22 protein-coding genes and 1 tRNA gene are annotated in these 23,218 nt (G+C 35.6%); 18 read left to right on the top strand and 5 right to left on the bottom strand.

The genetic code is table 11. The annotated features are described in order from the left end of the window. The first annotated feature begins 339 nt into the window (after positions 1-339). The 12 genes from dnaA (at position 340) to dnaB (ending at position 14,319) form a co-directional block, all read left to right on the top strand. Positions 340-1,707, top strand: coding sequence for a chromosomal replication initiator protein DnaA (dnaA, locus tag FC45_RS01980; RefSeq protein ID WP_006588793.1), 1,368 nt, complete (start codon positions 340-342; stop codon positions 1,705-1,707). 165 nt (positions 1,708-1,872) lie between these two features. Next, a complete protein-coding gene (dnaN, locus tag FC45_RS01975) occupies positions 1,873-3,003 on the top strand; it encodes a DNA polymerase III subunit beta (RefSeq protein WP_006585371.1) in 1,131 nt (376 codons plus the stop codon). 209 nt (positions 3,004-3,212) lie between these two features. Beyond that, positions 3,213-3,428 (top strand): S4 domain-containing protein YaaA, encoded by a 216-nt coding sequence (gene yaaA / locus FC45_RS01970; RefSeq protein ID WP_006585372.1) that lies wholly within the window; start codon positions 3,213-3,215, stop codon positions 3,426-3,428. 2 nt (positions 3,429-3,430) lie between these two features. After that, a complete protein-coding gene (gene recF / locus FC45_RS01965; RefSeq protein ID WP_006588192.1) occupies positions 3,431-4,555 on the top strand; it encodes a DNA replication/repair protein RecF in 1,125 nt (374 codons plus the stop codon). A 2-nt stretch (positions 4,556-4,557) separates the two neighbouring features. Beyond that, the gene (gyrB, locus tag FC45_RS01960) at positions 4,558-6,513 is read left to right on the top strand and encodes a DNA topoisomerase (ATP-hydrolyzing) subunit B (protein WP_006585373.1); all 1,956 of its coding nucleotides are present in this window, start codon (positions 4,558-4,560) and stop codon (positions 6,511-6,513) included. Between the two features lie 11 nt (positions 6,514-6,524). Next, positions 6,525-9,002 (top strand): DNA gyrase subunit A, encoded by a 2,478-nt coding sequence (gene gyrA / locus FC45_RS01955; RefSeq protein ID WP_006585374.1) that lies wholly within the window; start codon positions 6,525-6,527, stop codon positions 9,000-9,002. Between the two features lie 205 nt (positions 9,003-9,207). Continuing rightward, positions 9,208-9,501, top strand: coding sequence for a 30S ribosomal protein S6 (rpsF, locus tag FC45_RS01950; RefSeq protein ID WP_006585375.1), 294 nt, complete (start codon positions 9,208-9,210; stop codon positions 9,499-9,501). A gap of 36 nt (positions 9,502-9,537) precedes the next feature. Next, positions 9,538-10,053 (top strand): single-stranded DNA-binding protein, encoded by a 516-nt coding sequence (ssb, locus tag FC45_RS01945; RefSeq protein WP_006585376.1) that lies wholly within the window; start codon positions 9,538-9,540, stop codon positions 10,051-10,053. A 23-nt stretch (positions 10,054-10,076) separates the two neighbouring features. Beyond that, positions 10,077-10,313: a 30S ribosomal protein S18 gene (gene rpsR / locus FC45_RS01940; RefSeq protein ID WP_006585377.1), complete on the top strand. Its 237-nt coding sequence runs from the start codon at positions 10,077-10,079 to the stop codon at positions 10,311-10,313. Between the two features lie 132 nt (positions 10,314-10,445). Then, complete coding sequence (locus FC45_RS01935) at positions 10,446-12,464, top strand: DHH family phosphoesterase (RefSeq protein WP_006588193.1); 2,019 nt, start codon at positions 10,446-10,448, stop codon at positions 12,462-12,464. 19 nt (positions 12,465-12,483) lie between these two features. Next, the gene (gene rplI / locus FC45_RS01930) at positions 12,484-12,936 is read left to right on the top strand and encodes a 50S ribosomal protein L9 (RefSeq protein ID WP_006588194.1); all 453 of its coding nucleotides are present in this window, start codon (positions 12,484-12,486) and stop codon (positions 12,934-12,936) included. 15 nt (positions 12,937-12,951) lie between these two features. Then, positions 12,952-14,319 (top strand): replicative DNA helicase, encoded by a 1,368-nt coding sequence (dnaB, locus tag FC45_RS01925; RefSeq protein ID WP_006585378.1) that lies wholly within the window; start codon positions 12,952-12,954, stop codon positions 14,317-14,319. Between the two features lie 35 nt (positions 14,320-14,354). Here the strand turns inward: dnaB and FC45_RS01920 are convergent, their stop codons facing one another. Together FC45_RS01920 and FC45_RS01915 are read right to left on the bottom strand one after the other, a co-directional pair. After that, positions 14,355-15,503: an Mbeg1-like protein gene (locus FC45_RS01920; RefSeq protein WP_006588195.1), complete on the bottom strand. Its 1,149-nt coding sequence runs from the start codon at positions 15,501-15,503 to the stop codon at positions 14,355-14,357. A gap of 91 nt (positions 15,504-15,594) precedes the next feature. Further along, on the bottom strand, positions 15,595-16,302 hold the full coding sequence (locus FC45_RS01915; protein WP_006585381.1) for an MgtC/SapB family protein: 708 nt from the start codon (positions 16,300-16,302) through the stop codon (positions 15,595-15,597). Positions 16,303-16,455: 153 nt separating this feature from the next. Here FC45_RS01915 and FC45_RS01910 point away from each other — a divergent pair. Continuing rightward, a tRNA-Thr gene (locus FC45_RS01910) sits at positions 16,456-16,528 on the top strand. A gap of 112 nt (positions 16,529-16,640) precedes the next feature. Here the strand turns inward: FC45_RS01910 and FC45_RS01905 are convergent. Both FC45_RS01905 and FC45_RS01900 read right to left on the bottom strand, forming a co-directional pair. After that, positions 16,641-16,928 (bottom strand): HigA family addiction module antitoxin, encoded by a 288-nt coding sequence (locus FC45_RS01905; RefSeq protein ID WP_006588316.1) that lies wholly within the window; start codon positions 16,926-16,928, stop codon positions 16,641-16,643. A gap of 13 nt (positions 16,929-16,941) precedes the next feature. Further along, positions 16,942-17,226, bottom strand: a complete 285-nt coding sequence (locus tag FC45_RS01900; protein ID WP_006588315.1) for a type II toxin-antitoxin system RelE/ParE family toxin — start codon at positions 17,224-17,226, stop codon at positions 16,942-16,944. Between the two features lie 658 nt (positions 17,227-17,884). Between FC45_RS01900 and FC45_RS01895 the strand changes: the two genes are divergently transcribed. From FC45_RS01895 to FC45_RS01880, 4 genes are all read left to right on the top strand, one after another. Continuing rightward, complete coding sequence (locus FC45_RS01895; protein WP_006588314.1) at positions 17,885-19,030, top strand: hypothetical protein; 1,146 nt, start codon at positions 17,885-17,887, stop codon at positions 19,028-19,030. A gap of 173 nt (positions 19,031-19,203) precedes the next feature. Continuing rightward, positions 19,204-20,643 (top strand): 6-phospho-beta-glucosidase, encoded by a 1,440-nt coding sequence (locus FC45_RS01890; protein ID WP_006585385.1) that lies wholly within the window; start codon positions 19,204-19,206, stop codon positions 20,641-20,643. Positions 20,644-20,659: 16 nt separating this feature from the next. Continuing rightward, positions 20,660-21,136 (top strand): hypothetical protein, encoded by a 477-nt coding sequence (locus FC45_RS01885; protein ID WP_057706339.1) that lies wholly within the window; start codon positions 20,660-20,662, stop codon positions 21,134-21,136. Next, positions 21,087-21,968 (top strand): HAD family hydrolase, encoded by an 882-nt coding sequence (locus tag FC45_RS01880; protein ID WP_006585387.1) that lies wholly within the window; start codon positions 21,087-21,089, stop codon positions 21,966-21,968. The genes FC45_RS01885 and FC45_RS01880 overlap by 50 nt, the downstream gene beginning before the upstream one ends. A 55-nt stretch (positions 21,969-22,023) precedes the next feature. Here FC45_RS01880 and FC45_RS01875 read toward each other — a convergent pair whose 3' ends face one another. After that, positions 22,024-22,755, bottom strand: coding sequence for a GntR family transcriptional regulator (locus tag FC45_RS01875; RefSeq protein WP_006588310.1), 732 nt, complete (start codon positions 22,753-22,755; stop codon positions 22,024-22,026). Between the two features lie 145 nt (positions 22,756-22,900). Between FC45_RS01875 and FC45_RS01870 the strand changes: the two genes are divergently transcribed. Continuing rightward, the gene (locus FC45_RS01870; protein WP_006585389.1) at positions 22,901-23,218 is read left to right on the top strand and encodes a PTS sugar transporter subunit IIB; all 318 of its coding nucleotides are present in this window, start codon (positions 22,901-22,903) and stop codon (positions 23,216-23,218) included.

The following is a 23,218-nucleotide window of genomic DNA, read 5'->3' as shown; positions in this document are numbered from 1 at the left end:
ATGTGGAAAATTTTTATAAATTTTTCGTTTAATTTTTTATATTAACATTCTTCTTCTCAGAGTTTTCCACAAATAACAAGCTGTTAAAAAATAATTCCACAGCATGTGAATAACGTTTTTTAAATTCGGAATAACTTCAAGTTACACAAAGATTTTTTATTCACAGGTGTGCCTGTTGATAATTTTAAAATTATGCTTATTTTTGCAAAAATGTGTATTACTTCGCTTTTCATTATCCACAGCCTGTGAATTCTTGATTTCTTTTATTCACTTGTGGAAAACTTCTTTAAGCAATGCTACAATATACTATGTTTTTACAATTAAAGTGAGGAATTTTTTGTGTTCGATTTACAGAAATTTTGGGATTACTTTAACAAGCAAATGCGACAAGAATATAACGAAGTCGCTTATAATGCCTGGTTCAAAAATACAAAGCCTGTTTCTTACAATAAGGAAACTAATGAACTCGTCATTGCTGTTAAAAATCCTATTGCAAAAGGTTATTGGGAAGCTAACCTTTCTACGAAGTTAATCCAAACAGCTTATGCTTACGGAAATTTTGAAGTTTTACCTATTTTTGAAGTTGACGGTGATGAGCCTACTGAACGATTCAGAGCTCCGCAACCACCAAAAAAAGTACCTGAACGCAGTGATAGTCCTATAAAGGATGATTTTGTTACTAAAAATCTACAATTGAATGAAAAATATACTTTTGATACTTTCGTTCAAGGAGAGGGGAACAAACTTGCTGAAGGCGCGGCCCTTGCTGTAGCTGATAATCCTGGTAGCTTTTATAACCCACTCTTTATTTTTGGTGGCGTAGGTTTAGGTAAAACTCACCTAATGCAAGCTATTGGTCATCAAATGCTGGGCGAGCGTCCAAATGCTAAAGTAGTCTATATTCAAAGTGAAACTTTTGTTAATGATTTCATTAATTCCATAAAGAATAAAACTCAAGATGAATTTCGTGAAAAATATAGAACTGCTGATTTATTGCTAGTTGACGATATTCAGTTTTTTGCTAAAAAAGAAGGGATTCAGGAGGAATTCTTCCATACTTTTGAAACTCTTTATAATGATCAAAAACAGATTGTTATGACTTCTGATCGTTTACCAACCGAAATTCCAGATTTATCTGAACGGTTAGTTTCACGTTTTGCTTGGGGCCTACAAGTTGAGATTACACCGCCAGATTTAGAAACTCGAATAGCTATCTTAAGAAAGAAAGCTGAATCTGAAGGCTTAGTAATTGACGATGCCACTCTCGACTATATTGCTTCACAAGTATCAACTAATATTCGAGAACTTGAAGGGGCGTTAGTCAAAGTTCAAGCTCATGCCACAATCGAAAAAGCTGATATTAATGTAAATTTAGCACGAGATGCATTGACTGATTTAAAATTAGTCCAAAAGAGTCGAGGATTACAAATATCTAAAATTCAGGAAGTAGTAGCCAACTATTTCCAAACAACTGTTAACGAATTAAAAGGCAAAAAGCGTGTTCGCCAAATTGTCGTTCCTCGGCAAATAGCTATGTATTTGTCACGGAATTTGACAGATGCAAGCTTACCAAAAATAGGGCAAGAATTTGGTGGCAAGGATCATACCACGGTTATGCATGCCTACGAAAAAATTGAAAAAGATATTCGAACTGATGCAGAAATAAAATCAGCAGTCTATGAATTGAAACAATTATTAGATCGGTAATGATGATAAATTGTGGATAACTACTAAAAATATCCACAGTCTTTTCACCGCATCAATTCCGTTATTTTAAGGGTTGAAGCTAGTTTTCAACAGAATTAACAGGCCCTACTACAACTACTATTTATAAATATAATTATTAATATAAAGAACTCCTGGGAGGCTATTATGAAATTTACGATTAATCGAAACTTATTTCTCGATAATTTAAATAATGTTATGCGAGCAATCTCTTCACGTGCAACTATCCCCATTTTAAGTGGTATTAAAGTTGATTTATCAAATGAAGATCTTATTTTAACTGGTAGTGACACAGATATTTCCATTGAGATTAAAATACCTGTAAGTGAGGATTTAAAAGTTGAATCTACTGGGTCCATCGTTTTACCAGCACGCTTTTTTAATGAAATCATCAAAAAATTACCTGGTAAAGATTTTAATTTCGAAGTAAAAGAAGGATTACAAACACAAATTTCATCTGAAAATAGTGAATTTACTATTAACGGATTAGATGCAAATAATTATCCTCGTCTGCCAGAAATTGCTTCTGAAACGGCCTTTGAAATTTCTGGTAAAACATTTAGAGAAATTATTAATGAAACCAATTTTGCTGTATCAACTCAAGAAAGTCGTCCTATTTTGACAGGGGTGCATTTTGTCTTTAATCAAGCAAAAATTAAAGCTGTTGCAACAGACTCACATCGCTTATCTCAAAGAGTAATTGATTTAGAAAATGGACCTCAAGTAGAAACTGATTTGATTATTCCTGGTAAAAGTTTGGTTGAATTATCAAGAATTATCGGAGATCAAGACCCTAAGGTAACTGTAAATCCAGGAGATAATCAAGTATTATTCGTAATTGGAAACATCTCTTTTTACTCACGCTTACTTGAAGGAACTTACCCTGATACAGACCGCTTGTTGCCAACTAATAGTACAACAACAGCTGAATTTGATCGTGCTAGTTTATCGCAAGCTCTTGATCGCGTGAGCTTATTAACACATGCTGGTAGAAATAATGTTGTTAAGTTGACTCTAGATACTCAAAATGGAGTAGCTCAATTAGAAGGGGATTCTCCAGAAATTGGTACAGTTGAAGAAAAGCCGTTGGCTAAGCAATTAACAGGTCAAAATTTGGAAATTTCTTTCAACCCAGACTATTTGCAAGCTGCTTTACGTGCTTCGATTACAGATACTGTAATCATGAACTTTACTGAAGCGCTTCGTCCATTTACTGTAGTGCCTGGAAAAGAAGATGTAGATTTTATTCAATTGATTACGCCAGTAAGAACATATTAAAAAGTAGAACAGAAAAAGAGTACTTTAGGTGCTCTTTTTTTGTTTATTTCGTTTTAAATGGGCTTTATAAGAGTATCTGAAGAAATTTAGTTATTTTAATAGGTCTACACATTGTAAAAAAAACAAGCTCAAAACGGCTTATATAGGCTAAGAGGTTTGTTTTTGTATCGTGAAAAGCTTATAATATATAAGTAATAATAAGGTTTGAGGTGAGTAAAATAAAAGTTTTTAAAATAAAAGGTGAATTTATTACTTTAGGACAATTCCTAAAAGAAGAAACCTATGTTGGCTCTGGTGGCCAAGCAAAATGTTTTTTAGCAGAAACCCCTGTGATATTGAATGGTCAAAAAGAAAATCGTCGTGGTAAAAAGCTTCATGTTGGTGATGAAGTAGAAGTACAAGGTCAGATTTATAAGTTTGAATAGAGATGTATTTAAAACAACTCAAATTACAAAATTGGCGTAATTTTGAAGAACTCGAAACTGGATTTTCTCCAAATGTAAATATATTTATTGGTCAAAATGCGCAAGGAAAAACTAATTTATTAGAAGCTGTTTATTTTTTAGCGTTAACTAGATCACATAGAACTAATAGCGATAAGGAATTAATTCGTTTTGGTCAAAAAGCTGCGATTTTATCTGGACATGTAGTAAAAAGCCAGGTAGAAACTGATTTACAAGTGCGAATCAATGCTAAAGGAAAAAAAGCTTGGATAAATAGGATTGAACAAAGTAAGTTGTCACGCTACGTGGGACAGCTTACTGCAATTTTGTTTTCACCAGAAGATTTGGCTTTAGTAAAAGGAGCTCCAAGCTTGAGAAGAAGGTTTATGGATTTGGAATTTGGTCAAATAAATCCAGAGTATTTATATTTTTCGAGTCAATATCGCCAAGTTTTGCAACAAAAGAATAATTATTTAAAGCAGTTAGCAAACGGAAAAAGTAAAGATAAAGTTTTCTTAGAAGTTTTATCAGATCAATTAGCGGGTCTTGCTGCGGAAATAATATCTAGGCGATTGAAATATTTAACTTACTTAAGTGAGTATGCAAAAAAAGCTTATGCAGCTATTAGTAATGAAAAAGAGCAGTTAGAAGTAGTATATAATCCATCAGTACCTTTGACCTCGGAACAAATAACAAGTGAAAGTATTTATCATGAAGTTTTAGCTTGTTTTAAGAAAAATGAAGCTGGCGAAATTAGAACGGGTACTACTTTATCAGGACCACATCGTGATGATTTGAAATTTTTATTAGATAAAAAAGATGCTCATTTATATGCCTCACAAGGGCAACAAAGAACAATCGCACTAAGCTTAAAATTGGCTGAAATTCAGTTGATTCACCAAATTACAGGAGAATATCCTGCATTACTTTTAGATGATGTGATGAGTGAGCTTGATCATACTAGACAATCAGCTTTATTAAATTACATTCATGGAAAGACCCAAACTTTTATTACCACTACAGATTTAGAAGGTATTTCCTGGGAAATAGTTAAAAAACCCAAGATTTTTAGATTAAAAGCCGGAGTTATCAGTGAAGGAGACGATTAATAATGGCGGATGACAAGATGAAAGATGTCAAAGAATACGAAAAAGAAGCAGATAAGTATAATGCCAGTCAAATCCAAGTTCTTGGTGGGCTAGAAGCAGTTAGAAAAAGACCTGGAATGTATATCGGTTCAACTAGTTCCCAAGGATTACACCACTTAGTTTGGGAAATCATTGATAACGGGATTGATGAATGTTTAGCCGGGTTTGCGACTAAAATTGAAGTTACTGTTGAGGAAGATGGCAGTGTAACTGTTCAAGACGATGGTCGTGGTATCCCAGTTGACATCCAAAAGAAGACAGGCCGACCAGCGGTAGAAACTGTTTATACCGTTTTGCACGCCGGTGGTAAATTCGGCGGTGGCGGATACAAGGTATCTGGTGGTTTGCACGGGGTAGGTGCCTCAGTTGTTAACGCCTTGTCTACTAAGGTTGAAGTAACTGTTATGCGTGACGGTAAGAAGTACTTTATTGACTTCGACCATGGTCGTGTTAAGCATGAGTTAAAAGAAATCGGCACAGTTGATCCAAGTCAACATGGTACGATTGTGCACTTCTACCCCGACCCAGATATCTTCACTGAAACCATTGTTTTTGACGATAAAATCTTGAAAAAACGGATTCAAGAGCTTGCTTTCTTGAATAAGGGCCTTAAATTAACTTTCACTGATAAGCGTAAGAATTCAGCTGAAACTGATGTTTACCACTATGAAGGTGGGATTAAGGAATACGTTGCCTTTTTGGATGAAAAAGAAGAAAAGCTCTTTGACACACCAGTTTATGTTGAAGGTGACTATGATGGCATTAACGTTGAAGTAGCTTTGCAATATACAACAGGCTATAAGACTACGATGATGACTTTTGCCAACAACATTCACACCTATGAAGGTGGGATGCACGAGGCTGGCTTTAAGACAGCTTTAACGCGGGTAATTAATGACTATGCTCGTAAGGCAAAAATCTTCAAAGATAGCGACACTAACTTGTCCGGCGAAGACATTCGTGAAGGGATGACTGCAGTTATCTCAATCAAGCACCCTAACCCTCAATTTGAAGGACAGACTAAGACTAAGTTAGGTAACTCTGATGCTAGAGCTGCTGTTGATAAGGCTTTTTCAGAAGCCTTTAGCAAGTTCTTATTAGAAAATCCTAGTGTTGGCCGCAAGATTGTTGAAAAGGGACAATTAGCTGAAAAAGCTAGAATTGCTGCTAAACGTGCACGTGAAGTTACCCGTAAGAAGTCAGGCTTAGAAATTGCCAACTTACCAGGAAAATTAGCTGATAACACCAGTAATGATCCAGAAATTTCTGAATTATTTATCGTCGAAGGGGACTCAGCCGGCGGTTCTGCTAAGCAAGGTCGTTCAAGATTAACGCAAGCAATTTTGCCAATTAGAGGTAAAATTTTGAATGTTGAAAAGGCCTCAATGGACCGGATTTTGGCTAACCAAGAAATTAGAACCTTGTTTACTGCATTAGGAACTGGTTTTGGTGCTGACTTCGATGTTAAAAAAGCGCGTTATCATAAGTTAATCATCATGACTGATGCCGATGTCGATGGTGCCCACATTAGAACCTTACTTTTAACCTTGTTCTATCGCTACATGAAGCCAATGATTAAGGCCGGTTATGTTTATATTGCTCGTCCACCTCTTTACCAAGTAAAGCAAGGTAAAATTATTAAGTACCTTGATAGTGATGAAGAATTGCATGATTATTTAGGCTCACTTCAACCAAGCCCTAAGCCAACTGTTCAACGTTACAAAGGGTTGGGTGAAATGTCAGCTGATCAGCTTTGGGAAACAACTATGGACCCTGAAAACCGTCGTCTTGACCGGGTTGACCCTAAATATGCCGAAGATGCTGATGCTGTCTTTGAAATGCTTATGGGGAATGAAGTTGGCCCACGGCGTGACTTTATTACTAAGAATGCTAAATACGTTGAAAACTTGGATGCATAAGGAGGAGCTAGATGGATAATCAAGGCCAAGATCGCAGAATTAGAAATGTCGATTTAACTCACACCATGCGTAGCTCTTTCCTTGACTACGCAATGAGTGTTATTGTTGCGCGGGCATTGCCAGATGTTCGTGATGGGATGAAGCCAGTTCAAAGAAGAATTCTTTATGGAATGAATGAATTAGGTGTTACCCCTGATAAACCTTACAAAAAGAGTGCCAGAATTGTTGGGGAAGTTATGGGTAAGTTCCACCCACACGGTGACTCTTCAATTTATGAAGCGATGGCACACATGGCGCAAGACTTCAGTTACCGCTATATGTTAATTGATGGTCACGGTAACTTTGGTTCAGTCGATGGGGACCGCCCAGCTGCTATGCGTTATACTGAAGCTAGAATGAGCAAGATTGCGCTTGAAATGCTTCGTGACATCAATAAAAACACTATTGATTGGCAAAGAAACTATGATGATACTGAAAATGAACCATTAGTTTTGCCGGCTAGAATTCCTAGTTTATTAGTTAACGGTGCTAGTGGTATCGCCGTTGGGATGACAACTAATATTCCACCTCACAACTTATCTGAAGTTATTTCAGGACTTCACCTTTTGATGAAAAATCCTGATGCAACTACCATGGATTTGATGAAAGTGATTCCTGGTCCTGATTTCCCAACTGGTGGGGTAATTATGGGTCGCAGCGGAATCTTACATGCTTATGAAAGTGGTAAAGGTAACGTTGTTGTCCGGGCTAAAACTAACATCGAAGAAGAAAAGAGTGGCCGTGAACGAATTATCGTTACTGAAATTCCATTCATGGTTAACAAGGCAATGTTAGTACAAAAAATCGCTGAATTAGCTCGTGATAAGGTAATTGATGGGATTACCGGGGTTCGTGATGAATCAGACCGTCATGGGATGCGGATTACCATTGATATTCGCCGTGATGCTAGTGCAAGTGTGGTTTTGAATAATTTATTCAAAGAAACCCAAATGCAAACTAACTTCGGGATGAACATGGTTGCGATTGTTAATGGTGCACCTCACTTCTTAACTTTGAAGCAAATGCTCCAATACTACTTGGATCACCAAGAAGATGTGGTTAGACGCAGAACTAAGTTTGAATTAGACAAGGCTGAAGCTCGAGCACACATCTTAGAAGGTTTAAGAATTGCGCTTGATCATATTGATGAAATAGTTAATATCATCCGTAATTCTCAATCTAGTGATATTGCCAAGGCCACTTTGATTTCACGTTTTGAATTAGATGACAAGCAAGCTCAAGCTATTTTGGACATGAGACTTGTTCGGTTAACTGGTTTGGAACGCGACAAGGTTGAACAAGAATATCAAGACTTGTTAGTTAAAATTGCTGACTACAAGGATATTTTGGCTAAGCCTGAACGAATTGACCATATCATTTACACTGAGTTATTAGACATTCAAAAACGTTTTGGTGATGACAGAAGAACTGAAATCACAGCAAGTGAAGTTGTTTCAATTGAAGATGAAGATTTAATTGAAAAGCAAAATGTCCTTTTGACATTAACTCATAATGGCTACATTAAACGGATGCCAGTTAGTGAATTTAGAACTCAAAACCGTGGTGGTCGTGGAATTAAAGGTATGGGTGTGCAAGATGACGACTTTATTGAACGTTTAACTTACTCAAGTACCCACGACTACTTACTCTTCTTCACTAACAAAGGTAAGGTTTACTCAAAGAAAGCTTACGAAATCCCTGAATATAGCCGAATTGCCAAGGGCTTACCAATCATTAACTTGTTGCAATTAGATAAAGGTGAAAAGATTCAAGCGATGATTAACGTGCCTGAAGGTCATGAAGAAGGTAACTTGTTCTTTATCACCAAGATGGGTGTTGTTAAGCGGACTAGTGTCGAAGAATTCAGTAATATCCGTAATTCTGGGTTGATTGCCTTAACTTTACGTGATGGGGATGAATTGAGTAATGTTTTGACCACTGATGGTAAGCAAAACATTATTATCGGCACGCACCTTGGTTATGCAGCTAGCTTCAAAGAAAGTGACGTTCGTGTAATGGGACGTTCAGCTGCTGGTGTTCGCGGAATTAACTTACGCGAAAACGACTACGTCATTGGTAGTGAAGTGCTTAAGCCAGGTGCTGAAGTTTTAGTGATTTCTGAAAATGGTTATGGTAAGCGCACTGCTGTCAGTGAATATCCAATTAAAGGCCGTGGCGGTAAGGGTATTTTAACTACCAAAGTTGGTAAGAAGAATGGCCGACTTGCTGGTATGACTGTCGTTGATGGTACAACTGACATTATGTTAATTACCACTGACGGTATTATGATTAGATTTAAGACTGAAGATGTCTCACAAACTGGTAGAGCAACTATGGGGGTTCGTCTAATCAAGTTAGGTGAAGGTGATAGTGTTGCTAGTTTGACTGCAGTTCCTAATGACGATGATGATAGTGAAAAAAGAGACGAAAATTCTAAATCAGAAGAATAAAAATCTTGAATAAAAAGCAAAAATTATCAACTTTTTGGTGTATCTAATTAGTGATAGGAAAAAACTATCAGGATCACGTATAAAAAGTTTGGTAATTTTTTTGTTCTGTGCTAGAATTGTGAACTGTGAGTAATATTTTTTTGATTACTCCTTGTTCTTAAACTTTAGTAAGAACCATTTAGTCCAGAAGGAGGTGCAATAGTCAATGACAACCAAGTATGAAGTAACTTACATCATCAAGCCTGATATTGACGATGAAGCAAAGAAAGCCGTTGTTGATAAATACGATAAGATTATCGCTGATAACGGTGCTACAATGGTTGAATCAAAAGACTGGGGCAAGCGTCGTTTTGCATACGAAATTAACAAGTATCGTGAAGGTACTTACCACATTATGACTTTCACTGCAGAAGATGCAAAAGCAGTCGATGAATTTGGTCGTCTTTCAAGAATCGACAACCAAGTTTTACGTTCAATGACCGTTAAATTAGATAAGTAGTTTATTTTCGTGAATTAGGAAGAGGAGGAAATAGGTATGATTAATAGAGTTGTACTTGTTGGCCGTTTAACACGTGATCCTGATTTACGCACTACTGGTAGTGGGATTAGCGTTGCTACCTTTACATTAGCTGTTGATCGTCAATATGCTAATGCACAAGGTGAACGCGGAGCTGATTTTATTAACTGTGTAATCTGGAGAAAGGCTGCAGAAAATTTCTGTAACTTTACTAATAAAGGTTCATTAGTTGGTATTGATGGCCGCATCCAAACCAGAAGCTACGATAATAAGGATGGGCAAAGAGTTTATGTGACTGAAGTTATTGTTGATAATTTCTCACTACTTGAATCACGTAAAGATCGTGAAGCTCGTTCCCAAAATAGTGGCTATGCGCCACAAAATAACGGAAGTTCATACGCTGGAAATAGTAATCAAAATACTAATTTCCAACCAAATAATAGTGCTCCAAATACCAATAATGCTGCACCACAGGATCCATTTGCTGATTCAGGTTCAACAATTGATATTTCGGATGATGATCTTCCATTCTAAATTAATAGAAAGGATCTAGAGACATGCCTCAACAAAGAAGAGGCGGCCGTCGTCACCGTAAGGTAGACTTCATTGCCGCAAACCACATCGACTACGTCGATTACAAAGATGTTGATCTGTTGAAACGTTTTATCTCTGAAAGAGGTAAAATCTTACCACGTCGTGTCACTGGCACTAGCGCAAAGAACCAACGTAAGTTGACTATTGCGATTAAGAGAGCTCGTATCATGGGCTTATTGCCATTCGTAGCAGAAGACTAAAACAGATATTAACTATCGCAGTTAGCTTTTATTGCTAACTGCGATTTTTTTATGCATTGATACGTGGTCTAAAATTAAAGATACGGTATAATAAATTTGATGTAGTTTATTTTCAAGCTAGAGAGGATCTTCATGAAAGACTTTTTTAGAAAACTAGAATTACCGGAGTTTATAAAAGACTCACGATTAAGTTCTTCAGTTCTAATCGTTATCTTTTTATCACTCTTTAGTGCTGTAGTCGGAGTTATGATTAGCCCCTTTTTTGGGTTAGCTATGGTATTAATTTTCGTTTTAATTGTAGCTTTTACAGTCTATGGAGCATATATATTAGCCGGTAATGCAAATAATTTTGCAGCTAATTTATCATATCGCATTAAGCGTAGTGAACAAGAAGCCATGATTAAGATGCCATTGGGTATTTTACTTTATGACTCTGATCATCATATTCAATGGGTAAACCCATATTTACAAATGTATTTAGACGATGAAGATATTTTAGGACGTTCTATTTCATCAGTTGACCCAGAATTGGGAAAAATTTTTGAAACAATTTTGTCTAGTAAGAAGACATCTCAAAATCAGCTTGTAAAATGGGGTAATCGTCAATTTGAAATAATTGTTCAAGATAATTTGGGGGTTATTTATTTATTAGATATTACCCGTTATGCTCAAATTGAAGAAAAATATGAAGCTGAAAGATTGGCAATTGGTTTAATATTCATTGATAATTACGATGAATTAAGTCAGGGGATGCATGACCAAGAACTAGCTTTAATGAGTTCATATGTTCAAAATACATTGAGTGAATATGCTGTTAAGTTCCATTCATATTTAAAGAGAATAGACGAGGATCACTTCTTGTTGCTTGCACATATGCAAGATTTGAAAAAATTAGAAGGTGATAAGTTTTCTGTACTCGATAAAGTGCGACTAGAAACTAGTCGTAATAACACGCCATTAACGCTTTCAGTTGGTTTGGCTTATGGTAGTGACTCATTAAATGAAGTGGCGGATCAAGCTCAATCCAATTTGGACCTTGCATTAGGACGAGGCGGAGATCAAGTTGTCTTACGTGAACCAGGTAAGGAAGCGCGTTTCTTTGGAGGAAAATCTAATCCAATGGAGAAACGGACGCGGGTTCGTGCGAGAATGGTTTCCCAGGCCTTGCAAGAGATTTTTAAAGATGCAGATCAAATATTTGTAGTAGGACACCAGCGCCCAGATATGGATGCAATTGGTGGTGGTATTGGGATTGTTAAAATTGCTCGTGCACACGGAGTAAAGGCTCATGTTGTTTTAGATACTAATCATACTAATTATGATGTGGGACGCCTGGTAGCGAGATTAGAAAAAGACAAGGATTTAGACTTATTTATTAGTCCGGAGGATGCCTTAGCCCAAGCAACTGATCAATCATTATTGGTAATGGCTGATCACTCTAAATATTCAATTACTTATGATCCTAAGTTATATGAAAAATTAAAGAATCGATTAGTAATTATAGATCACCACCGCCGGGGAGAAGAGTTCCCTGAAAATCCAATGCTTATTTACATTGAGCCATATGCATCTTCTACATGTGAATTAGTTACTGAGATGATTGAATATCAACCACAACGTGGTGAGCAGTTATTGACTGATTTGGAAGCTACAGCAATGTTAGCTGGAATTACTGTTGACTCTAAAGAATTTTCTCTTAGAACTGGTACTAGAACCTTTGATGCTGCAAGTTATTTGCGGTCAATTGGGGCAGATTCAGCAATTGTATCTGATTTGTTAAAAGAAGATATAGAGAGTTTCACTCAAAAGGCTAAGTTAGTAGCTAGTTTAAAGATGTATAAAGATGATATAGCCTTACTTTTGGGACCCAACGATAAGATAATAGACCCAATTGTGACAGCTCAGGCAGCTGATATGGCATTATCACTAGAACACGTTGATGCTAGCTTTGCAGTTACTAGGCGCAAAAAAGATACAATTGGTATTTCAGCTAGATCAATGGGAGATATCAATGTCCAGGTAATTATGGAAAAATTGGGTGGTGGAGGTCACTTATCTAATGCAGCAACCCAATTGAAGGATATTACGATTGATGAGGCAAAAGAAAAACTAGAAAAAGCAATTGAAGATTATCTAGAAGAAAACGAATAATTATTTTAGGAGGTTTCTTATGAAAGTTATTTTTGTACAAGATGTTCGTGGTCGTGGCAAGCGTGGAGAAGTTAAAAATGTGCCAGATGGCTATGCACAAAATTACTTAATTAAAAGAGGCTTAGCCAAAGAAGCTAACAAAGGTAATCTTAATACCTTGAAGAGAGTTGAAGCTAACGAAAAAGCAGCCTATGAAGCTGAAAAGGCTGAAGCAATTGAAATTAAAAAACAACTTGAAAATGACAATACTGTTGTCCAATTCAAGTCTAAAGCTGGTTCAGATGGTCGTTTGTTCGGCTCACTTAGTGGTAAGAAGATTGTTGAAGGTCTTGAAAAGCAGTTTAGCATCAAGATTGATAAGCGTAAGCTTGAATTACCTGAACCAGTTAAAGCTCTTGGCTATACTAATGTAAGAGTTAAGTTGTTTAAGGGTGTTGAATCAACAATTAGAGTACATATTACTGAAGAATAAGGTAGTACATAAGAAATGGATAATGTAGTTTCACCACAAATTCCTCATGACTCAGAGGCGGAAAAAGCCGTTCTTGGGGCGATTTTTATTGATCCTGAGGCAATTGCTGATGCAGAAGCGATAGTTACTGTAGATGATTTCTATGAGCGGGCTAATCGAATCTTATTTGCTGCTATGAAAGACTTGGCGGATCGTGACGAAGCTATTGATCCTTTAACTATTCGTGATGAATTAGCTAAGCGAAAGCAATTAGAAGATATAGGTGGTATTGCTTATATAAGTGATGTAGCTGTAGCGACACCTACTAGCGCCCATGTTACCTATTATGCCCAAATCGTTCATCGTAAATCGCAATTACGTCGCCTAATTGCTGCTAGTCAAAAAATCATTCAAAACGCTATGGAAGGCAGCGATGATGTTGCTAATATTTTGGATGATGCTGAAAAGCAAATCATGGACGTATCATCTGATACTAATTCAGCTGGCTTTAGAAATATTAAAGAAGTTGTACAAAAAGCGCTTGATGAAATTAATGCCGCAACAGCAGCTGATACAGATGTAACAGGACTGTCTACAGGGTTTGTTAATTTAGATAAAATGACAACGGGTCTGCATGAAGATGAGTTGATAATTTTAGCAGCTCGACCTGGTGTAGGTAAGACTTCATTTGCCATGAATGTTGCTCAATATGCAGGCTTGCATGACCATAAGACAGTAGCTGTTTTTTCCCTAGAAATGAGTGGGGAGCAGCTCGTCCAAAGAATGCTTGCGTCAGAAGGCTTAATTGATTCTATGCACCTTAGAACGGGGCAACTAAATAATGAAGAATGGAATAAATTAGTTGTTGCAGCAGGAGCGCTAGCTACAGCTTCGATTTTTATCGATGATACTCCTGGTATCAAGATGAGTGAAATTCGTGCTAAAGCCAGAAAATTAGCTAAAGAAGATGGTAATTTAGGTTTAATAGTAATTGACTATTTACAGCTAATTGAAGGACCAAAGAGTGAATCACGTCAGCAAGAAGTTTCTGCGATTTCACGACAATTGAAAAAATTAGCCAAGGAATTACACGTTCCAGTAATTGCTTTGTCACAGCTGTCACGTTCGGTTGAACAGCGTCAGGATAAACGACCTGTATTATCAGATATTCGTGAATCAGGGTCAATTGAACAGGATGCGGATATTGTTGCTTTCTTATATCGAGATGACTATTATCGAGATGAAGATGGTGGCGAAGATAATAACCAGCAAGGGGATGATGATAACGGAGAAGTTGAAGTTATCATCGAAAAGAACCGTTCAGGTAGTCGTGGGACAGTTAAGTTAATGTTTTCTAAACCATATAACCGATTTTCAAATTTGGATTATGCTCATGATGAGTAAAAATAAAAAGGATGTTTCACGAGAAACATCCTTTTTTAATCCTTAAAATTATAGCTCTCAAAGAAGATAGGAGCTTTACTTGAGTCATTACTCTTCGGGACAGTACTGAAATCTACTTCCGAAAATGGCAAATAATTATTTTTAGCACTTTGATAAATTAGTTTAATCATTTCAGTTGCAACTTGGCGTACTTCAGGATCCATGCCCATTACTACTTTTCCTAATGTCCAAGTACCGCGAATACGGTGCTCAGTAAATACATTCATATCCGTAATATCCATATTTTCAAAAGCTAGAAAAATTGCTGACCATAATTGCCCACGTTTTTCTGATGGAATAGATTGGTTAAACTGAATTAAGGCGTGTCGAATTATACGAGCAGAAGTTGTTAATCCTTCTGCTAATACAAAACTATCGCGACCAACACTCCAATTAAGTGGAGTGTGTTGGTGCATCATTGGATAGACACTCTTTACTACTAAAGTTCTTTCTGGATGATCAAGCATAATTCCAAAAACAGAACCCTCAGGTACATAAGTACGCATTTTATCTATAGCGCGTTTAAAGCCGGCACTTTCTGTAAATACTGATCGATAACCTGGACCATCAAAACTTAGAGAATTGAGCACACGATCTTGAATATCATAGCGGGCATCTGCTAGGGAATGGATTGCATAATGTCCACCCTTTGAATGGCCGGTAATATAAATTTTACAATCTTTAAACTTATCTGCCATTGCTTCAAGATAGTCACGAGCTACAGTTTGGCCATAAATTTGATAACTGTAGTTCATAATCATGTCCTCATTCCAGCCAACGACAGAACTATCAGTTCCTCGGAAGGAAATTAAAATAGTATTTTCATCTAATTGCAGGGTTAGCGCCGCAAACTGCAAAGGCGTAGGATTAGCCTCTAAGCGAGATGTCCAATCTAAGATTTTTAAATCAGCAAAACGAGGACTTTTGACTAAAAGTCGCGTTTCCGTTTTTCGGTGTAAATCTAAAGAACCACTGTAAAGTGCCAGAATTCGCTCACATGCTTCTTTTAGGCTATGACCTACAATTGACTCATCAAAAGGTAAATAAGCAATAGAGGCTAAAATAGCACCATCTACACTGTTATATTGTCTTTGCTTGAATGATAAATCACCACGCCAACGTAAATAGTCTAGTGGACCTGCCATCTCATCCATCCTCTCAAAATATAATAGCTATATTGTAATACTTTATTTTTAGAAAATAAAAAAAGAGCCAAAACTTGACTCTTCCTTAATCTTATTTACCACCACGGGTATAAATAATTCGTTTAATATCTGGATATTTGCGTAAATGCATGATGATATTATTTTCATCAATCTTGTTATTAATAATTCCATCTGCGTTAAAAACGATTTGGTCATCATCGACATCTAAAATCTTAATGGCAATTGATTCAACATGATTATTTTCAAGTTCAGTCTTAATTTCGTTAAGAATGTTTGGTGTATTGACGCAAACAATTTGAACATTAAAACGAACATGAATAATAACTCGTGAAATAATTGAATCATCATGGAATAGCATTTGAATAAAGAAAATAAAAATTGTTGCTAAGACGCCAATGGTGTATAAACCGGACCCAACTGCCATACCGATAGCAGAAGTAGCCCAAACACCAGCAGCAGTTGTTAAACCAGAAATTTGTTCACGGCGAACTAAAATGGTTCCGGCACCGATGAAGGAAATACCTGTAACAATTTGAGCTGCAATTCTTGAAGGGTCTAAAGCAATTTCATTTGTTGTCAACAAGTCGTAAAAACCATATTTAGAGACAATCATAAATAAAGCAGATGCAACAGCGACAACAATGTGAGTTCTCACACCAGCGCTTTTACGCTGGATAGCGCGTTCATAACCAATTACGGCACCACAAAGTGCTGCAACGATGATTCTAATCAACCATTCAACTTGAGTGGTAATACTGGCAATAGCTAAAATTGTCATTTTGATACTCCCTTTATATTTATAGTAAATCAATACAATTTCCATTCTAATATAAATTTGAGTAAAAAGCAGAAAAAATTTTTAAATAAAAGCTTGCATAAACTTATCTTTTATGGTTAAATTATTAATTGTGTTAAGGCAACACACAAAGTTGCTGACTTAGCTCAGTTGGCAGAGCACCTCACTAGTAATGAGGAGGTCGAAGGTTCGAACCCTTTAGTCAGCATTAGAATGAATGAAGTTGGGGCACCGATACGTTCGGTGTCTTTTTTGTTGTCTAAAAATAACAGCAATAAAAAGACGCTTCACTAATAGTAAGGGAAACATCTTTTTAATTATTAAGCTAATTGATATTTTTTGATTTTATCGTAATTATAGGTTTCTTCAGCTTTACGAATATCGATATCATTTTGCAAATTGAGAAAGTAACGATCTGACAAACCAAAAAAGCGACCAAGTCGGACAGATGTATCGACTGTAATCTTACGGCGATCATGAAGTAAATCTTGAATTCTTGAAGTAGGCACATCAATACCTTTGGCTACAGCATAGGCAGAAAGGTTGAGAGGTTCTAAAAACTCTTCGCGTAAAATTTCACCAATAGTTGGTAATGGAATTTTGTTCATGGTAATTACCTCCTTAATGGTAATCCACAATTTCGACATCATAAACTTGATTAGGACTGACAAACGTAAAACAAATGCGATATTGGTCATTGATTCGAATGCTGTACTGGCCGGTACGATTACCACTTAATTGTTCTAGATGATTGGCGGGTGGTACCCGTAAGTCATTTATATTCTCAGCATTGTCAATCATGATTAACTTTCTTAAAGCAATATGCTGAATATTTTGAGGTAGCTTTTTAGAAAAGTTACCTTTATATATTTTTTCAGTTTCTTTATCAGCAAATTGTTTTATCATAATGGCATTCCTTAATTTTGAGTAAGCGTATTATATCTGAGGGAAATGTATATGTCAAGTAGATATAGCTAAAAAATAAAATTGCCAAAAAATTTTAGACTTATTTGCTAAATACAATATTGAAGCTACGGTTGATGTTTTTGGCGATAAGAGGGCTAATCCTAATTGTGGAACTAAATTCGCAAGCTTCAGGGCGATGATTTGAGGTCTTACTGTGTATATGGACACTTTTGACTTAGTAAATGAAGCTAAATGGTAGAGCAATTCATTTGAATCTAGGATAGATGGTAATAGGCTGTATGGTCGTAGCAGTGCAGATATGAAAAGTGGGCCTAGCAGCAGAGCTAATCACTTAAAAGCTCAGAATTATTAATGGGCAACAGATTCAACGCAGACCAGATTTGCCGGTCTTTATTTTAGGTCCTGATAAGTGGAAATTAGCGCATCAAATAAATGAATATACGATGATTTCTTCATATTTAGCAGTAATAGAAGCATATAAGAATATTATTTTGAACTTTTTTGAATAGTAGTTAGTAATCCTCAACATAAGTTGAGGATTTTTTGTTTTATTTCACATATAGGTAATCTTGACAAGGAATAAATCGGGGGGGATAAAATGCGCCTTGTATGACTTTTAATTTATTTGGAGGAATTTATGATAGTAGGGATAGTTTTATTAGTAGTATCAGGTTTGTTATCTAGCCTTTTTTATAGTAAGAAAAAATATATATGGTTTTTATTGTGTTTAATTTTTGCTCTTTGTTGTTTTTTAGGGTTTACAGCAGCTATTACTAATATTTTGTTGTTTCAAGTAATTATGGGTGTAACAACACTTGGAACTTTAGGTATATTTGCATATTTAGTTCTTTTGAATAAAAAAGGCAAAAATCCTAGATATAATAAGACTATATTTGCAATAACTATATTTGCTTTACTATTTGCGGTAATGGGAATATCTTCACCTAAGGATTTTATGTTGCATACCGATGAAGTAATAGCAAAAGATAAAGGCAATCATACCAATTCAAAATACTTCGAAGTGTTAACTTCTAAAGATAATTGGGATACTGAAAATAAAATGTTTTCAATTGATACTAATTCTAAAGGTAAAGTATCTCTGAAACTAAAAGGTTTGAGAGATTGTACAGTTACTATCAAAAATTCCCCAGATTTTGATAAAGATACCGATCAATCAGTTAAAATACGAAAAATTGAATTACGTGCAGGGGAAACAAAAACATTATCATTTGTTATGAAAAATAGTGACTATGTTGAGATTGAACTTGTGATAGTTGATCCTGATGGTAAGAAAACTTATGTAGAATTCAATAACGAGATGGAAGATAATTCATCTGACTCGGATTCCGATACCGATTCAGATAGTGATACTAATGATTCAGATGATGATAGTAGTTCAGAATCATCGAGCAATAAAACTGATTCAAAAGATACCGATGATGAGTCTGAAGACGACGATTATGAAAAAGTATCTTATGATGATTTGGCTAGACATCCTAAGAAATTATTAAATAAAAATATAGAAATTAGTGGTACAGTGAATCAAGTCGTTAAAGATAAAGGAATCCAAATGGTATATTTACGTATGGATGATGATCCTGATCAAATAGTGATTGTAGCTGTTTATAATGAATTTAAGCCATCAGGTAGAATACTTGAAAATGATAATTTAACTGTTAAAGGTTCAGCAAGTGGAACCCAAAGTTATACTACAGTGTTAGGAAATGATAAAGAAGTTCCTTTTGTAATAGCTGAAAAAGATGTTATAGATAATGGAAAATAATGGTGTAGGTTGGAAAGAAGATTATATGTTCAAGTAATCATATTTCCCAGGCAATATAGGAAGTAAGTAGTTTACTTACTTTCTTTTTTATTTGTAAGTACTTGACTAATTTGTACCAACAAATTATATTAAAAATGTAAACGCTTACTATTGAAAGATAAGAGGTCAATGATATGTTTGAAACAAAAATGCCTAATGGTTTTCTTTGGGGTGGTGCAGTTGCTGCCCACCAATTAGAAGGTGCTTGGAACGTTGATGGAAAGGGTCCTTCAGTTGCAGATGTTATGACTGTAGGATCAACTGAAAAAGATCGAGAATTTACTGGGAAAGTTTTACCTGGTGAGAATTATCCTAATCATGAAGGAATAGATTTTTATCATCATTACAAGGAAGATATTAAATTATTTGCTGAGATGGGCTTTAAATGCTTTAGAACATCAATTGCTTGGACAAGAATCTTTCCAAATGGTGATGAAGAGGAGCCTAATGAAGCAGGGTTAAAGTTCTATGATGACTTGTTTGATGAATGCCATAAATACGGAATTGAACCAGTAATAACGCTTCACCACTTTGAAATACCGCTACATTTAGTAAATAAGTATGGTGGTTGGGAAAATAGAAAATTAATCGATTTCTTCACTCGTTTTGCTAAGGTTTGCTTTAAGCGCTACAAGAGTAAAGTTAAGTATTGGATGACTTTCAATGAAATTGATAATCAAGCTTCATTTAATAATCCATTCTTAATGTGTACTAATTCAGGGATTGTCTTTAAAGAAGGCCAAAACCGTGAAGCTGCAATGTATCAAGCTGCTCACTATGAATTAGTCGCTAGTGCCTTGGCTGTTAAGATAGGTCATGAAATTAATCCTGACTTTAAGATTGGCTGCATGATTAATTATGCTTCTATTTATCCAGCAACTTGCAAGCCAAGCGATTGTTTATTAGCTCAAAGAGTAGCTGATAGACGTTACTGGTTCAGTGATGTTCATGTTAATGGTGAATACCCAGAAGAACTTGAAATGTACTTAAAGCGTAAGGGATATCGTCAAGATATTACTGAAGAAGACCGTCAAGTTTTACGAGAAGGAACTGTTGATTATATTGGGTTCAGTTATTATGCTTCAATGACAGTTGCTAGTGACAAGGTAGATGCGGACAGTTTAACTGATTTAGATGAAGCTAAGGTGCATAACGAATATTTACCAACAACTGCTTGGCATTGGGAGATTGATCCTGAAGGGTTACGTTATGGGCTTAACTGGTTAACTGATCGTTATCATAAGCCACTTTTCATTGTTGAAAATGGTATGGGAGCTTATGACAAAGTTGAAGCAGATGGTTCAATTCATGATGAGTATCGTATTGATTACTTACGTAAGCATATCAGCGAAATGGAAAAAGCTGTAGCCTTGGATGGTGTTAACCTAATGGGCTATACTCCTTGGGGCTGCATTGACTTGGTTTCTGCCGGAACTGGTCAAATGGATAAGCGTTATGGATTTATTTATGTTGATAAGAATGACAAAGGAGAAGGTACTTTGGCTCGTTCAAGAAAAGATTCCTTCTTCTGGTATCAAAAAGTCATTAAATCAAATGGTGCTGAGTTAGATTAAAAATAGGATAAAGACAATGGCTAAAGCAGAGAGTAAAAAAAAATTTAAAGAAAAAAGTTTGTATTATAATCGCTATTTTAGTTTGCGCTATTTAACTGCAGGATATTTCTTTGTTAACTTTTGGTGGTTAATAGCATTGGCAATGGGTGGTAGTGAGGTTGTTTTATTGCCATTAGCATTGTTATTGCTGTGTGTACCGGCGATTTGGGAACAAAAGCAAAAATTTGATCAAAGAGAAGATAATGAACTGCCACAAACTAAGCATTATTTCTTTTTTCAAGTAGCAATAAATATCTTTTTGGGAATTTGTTACTTTACTCCGGCTTTTAGCTATTTCTATCCATTTATAACTACTTCTGCTTTTAGTATAGTATTTATGCTTTTACTTTTGGGTTTGGCCATTGGAGTATGGAGCTTGCATCATATTATTCAAATTGAAAAAAATGAAGATCGATTTTTTAGGAGATATGAAGCTTATGGCCAACAAAAGTAATCAAAAAGTTATTTTCTTGGATATTGACGGTACGTTATGCGACTATAACGGTACTATTCCTGATTCAGCTAAACAAGCCATTTGGTTAGCTAGAAGCAATAATCATTTGGTTTTCTTAAATACTGGCCGAAGTAAGGGAGAAATGGATGCTGATTTACTTAATATCGGTTTTGATGGTATGATTTGCGGAAATGGAAATTTTGTTGAAGTAAATCAAAAGGTAATTTTGCATCAGCCGCTACCTGAAACAGTTGAAGTAGAGATTGTTAACTGGCTAAAAGAGCATCATAGTGAGTTCTTTTTAGAAAGTAATAACGGCTTATTTGCTAGTGAACATTTTAGAGAAAAAGGTTTACCAGTTGTGCGTGCTTATGTCCAAGGAAAAGGACAAACAGATGTAAGCCACATGACCGTTGATACAGCTTTTCCAGCAATGCAATATGGGGAGTCAATATTTCGCGATGATGTAAATAAAATAAGTTTTATTTTAACTGATGAGGTTCAACCTGAAATAGTAAAAAAGCAATTCCCACATCTTGAATTTGGAACTTGGGGTGGAAGAGATGAACAGCCACTTTTTGGTGATTTGCGTCCTAAGGGGATTACTAAGTCCAATGCTATTAAATATCTACTCCAATATTTGAATTTATCTCTGCGTGATACAATTGCGTTTGGCGATGCACAAGTTGATATTCCAATGTTTGAACTCTGTGGGATTGGAGTTTGCATGGAAAATGGTGGTCCAAATGCTAAAAAGAATGCAGATTTAGTTACAGATGCGGTTATGGATAATGGCTTGTACCATGCTTTTGAAAAATTGTCTTTAATTTAGTAATAACATTTTTTATTCAAAAGAAGGAATACCTGTTTAGGTATTCCTTCTTTTGTTATAAGCAAGTTACGTGATTATAGAACGAAATGTCTGAAGTAAAGTAATTGATAATCGAATAATTAAACGCAACATTATTTCTTAGATAGTTAATTTCAGTAATTTGTACATTAGGAGTGTTAACTGGAATGCTGAGCTTTTTAGAATCAGTTTCATTAGTATATGACATTTTGATAAATTCATCGGCATCATTAACTTCGATTTTGTACTGCTTCTGGATGAATTCAAAAATAGATCCTTGGCAAATTTTTTCATCTAAATAAGGTACTAATTTTTTTAGATAGTAAGTTTTTTCCAAGCAAAATAATTCATTATTAAAGTAACGTAAACGCTCGATGTAATATATGTCCGCTCCAAGCTCACAACCTAATGTTTCAGCATTTTGTTTATTAGCTTGAAGAAGCTTAAATGAAAGTATTTTGGTTTTTAGTTTTTTCAAAATAGTACATTTATCTTCATATGATTGGGGCCTTGTTGGGTGAATACCATCTTTACTTGCCATTAACATTAATTCGTCATTATTAATGAGTTGCTGATTGATAAAATATCCGCTCCCCTGAACCCGCTTAATTATGCCGTGATTAGCCAGGATTGAAATTGCGTTACGAATAGTGTTTCGTGACACGTGATATTGATCTATTAACTCATTTTCACTAGGTAATTGTTTCTTGAATTCTTTATAAAATATCTTCTCTGAGATATTTCGAGCAATCTCCATATATTTTCTCATTTTACTTCTCCCAATAAATACTCTTTTTGGTACTTGCTAAATTTGTACCAACATATTACACTTACATTGTAAGTGAAAGCGGTTACTTAATCAAATGGGTGAGCTTTCAATCAGCCAAGTTATTAATTTTTTGGAGGTGTTCATTATGGCTGAAAAGACTATTATGTTATGTTGTGCTGCTGGTATGAGTACAAGTATGTTGGTTGCAAGAATGCAAGATGCTGCTAAAGCAGATGGGGAAGATGTAGAAATCTTTGCATGTCCTGCTGCAGAAGCAGATGATAAGCTTTCACAAGAAAATGTAAGCGCTATCTTGCTTGGGCCACAAGTTCGTTACATGCTTGATTCATTTAAGCAAAAAGTAAGTGATAAGAACATTCCAGTTGATGTTATTGATATGCAAGCTTACGGCATGATGGATGGCGAAAAAGTCTTAAAGCAAGGCTTAAGCTTGATTAAATAG

It is taken from the genome of Lactobacillus jensenii DSM 20557 (assembly GCF_001436455.1).
Classification (GTDB): Bacteria; Bacillota; Bacilli; order Lactobacillales; family Lactobacillaceae; genus Lactobacillus; species Lactobacillus jensenii.
This window is presented reverse-complemented; position numbering and strand designations above follow the sequence as displayed.

What these genes read in the sequence shown, in the direction of transcription:
- dnaN (WP_006585371.1), top strand. Translation starts at nt 1,873, where the DNA reads ATGAAATTTACGATTAATCGAAACTTATTTCTCGATAATTTAAATAAT.
- recF (WP_006588192.1), top strand. Translation starts at nt 3,431, where the DNA reads ATGTATTTAAAACAACTCAAATTACAAAATTGGCGTAATTTTGAAGAA.
- gyrB (WP_006585373.1), top strand. Translation starts at nt 4,558, where the DNA reads ATGGCGGATGACAAGATGAAAGATGTCAAAGAATACGAAAAAGAAGCA.
- gyrA (WP_006585374.1), top strand. Translation starts at nt 6,525, where the DNA reads ATGGATAATCAAGGCCAAGATCGCAGAATTAGAAATGTCGATTTAACT.
- rpsF (WP_006585375.1), top strand. Translation starts at nt 9,208, where the DNA reads ATGACAACCAAGTATGAAGTAACTTACATCATCAAGCCTGATATTGAC.
- ssb (WP_006585376.1), top strand. Translation starts at nt 9,538, where the DNA reads ATGATTAATAGAGTTGTACTTGTTGGCCGTTTAACACGTGATCCTGAT.
- rpsR (WP_006585377.1), top strand. Translation starts at nt 10,077, where the DNA reads ATGCCTCAACAAAGAAGAGGCGGCCGTCGTCACCGTAAGGTAGACTTC.
- FC45_RS01935 (WP_006588193.1), top strand. Translation starts at nt 10,446, where the DNA reads ATGAAAGACTTTTTTAGAAAACTAGAATTACCGGAGTTTATAAAAGAC.
- rplI (WP_006588194.1), top strand. Translation starts at nt 12,484, where the DNA reads ATGAAAGTTATTTTTGTACAAGATGTTCGTGGTCGTGGCAAGCGTGGA.
- dnaB (WP_006585378.1), top strand. Translation starts at nt 12,952, where the DNA reads ATGGATAATGTAGTTTCACCACAAATTCCTCATGACTCAGAGGCGGAA.
- FC45_RS01920 (WP_006588195.1), bottom strand. Translation starts at nt 15,503, where the DNA reads ATGGCAGGTCCACTAGACTATTTACGTTGGCGTGGTGATTTATCATTC.
- FC45_RS01915 (WP_006585381.1), bottom strand. Translation starts at nt 16,302, where the DNA reads ATGACAATTTTAGCTATTGCCAGTATTACCACTCAAGTTGAATGGTTG.
- FC45_RS01905 (WP_006588316.1), bottom strand. Translation starts at nt 16,928, where the DNA reads ATGAACAAAATTCCATTACCAACTATTGGTGAAATTTTACGCGAAGAG.
- FC45_RS01900 (WP_006588315.1), bottom strand. Translation starts at nt 17,226, where the DNA reads ATGATAAAACAATTTGCTGATAAAGAAACTGAAAAAATATATAAAGGT.
- FC45_RS01895 (WP_006588314.1), top strand. Translation starts at nt 17,885, where the DNA reads ATGATAGTAGGGATAGTTTTATTAGTAGTATCAGGTTTGTTATCTAGC.
- FC45_RS01890 (WP_006585385.1), top strand. Translation starts at nt 19,204, where the DNA reads ATGTTTGAAACAAAAATGCCTAATGGTTTTCTTTGGGGTGGTGCAGTT.
- FC45_RS01885 (WP_057706339.1), top strand. Translation starts at nt 20,660, where the DNA reads ATGGCTAAAGCAGAGAGTAAAAAAAAATTTAAAGAAAAAAGTTTGTAT.
- FC45_RS01880 (WP_006585387.1), top strand. Translation starts at nt 21,087, where the DNA reads ATGAAGATCGATTTTTTAGGAGATATGAAGCTTATGGCCAACAAAAGT.
- FC45_RS01875 (WP_006588310.1), bottom strand. Translation starts at nt 22,755, where the DNA reads ATGAGAAAATATATGGAGATTGCTCGAAATATCTCAGAGAAGATATTT.
- FC45_RS01870 (WP_006585389.1), top strand. Translation starts at nt 22,901, where the DNA reads ATGGCTGAAAAGACTATTATGTTATGTTGTGCTGCTGGTATGAGTACA.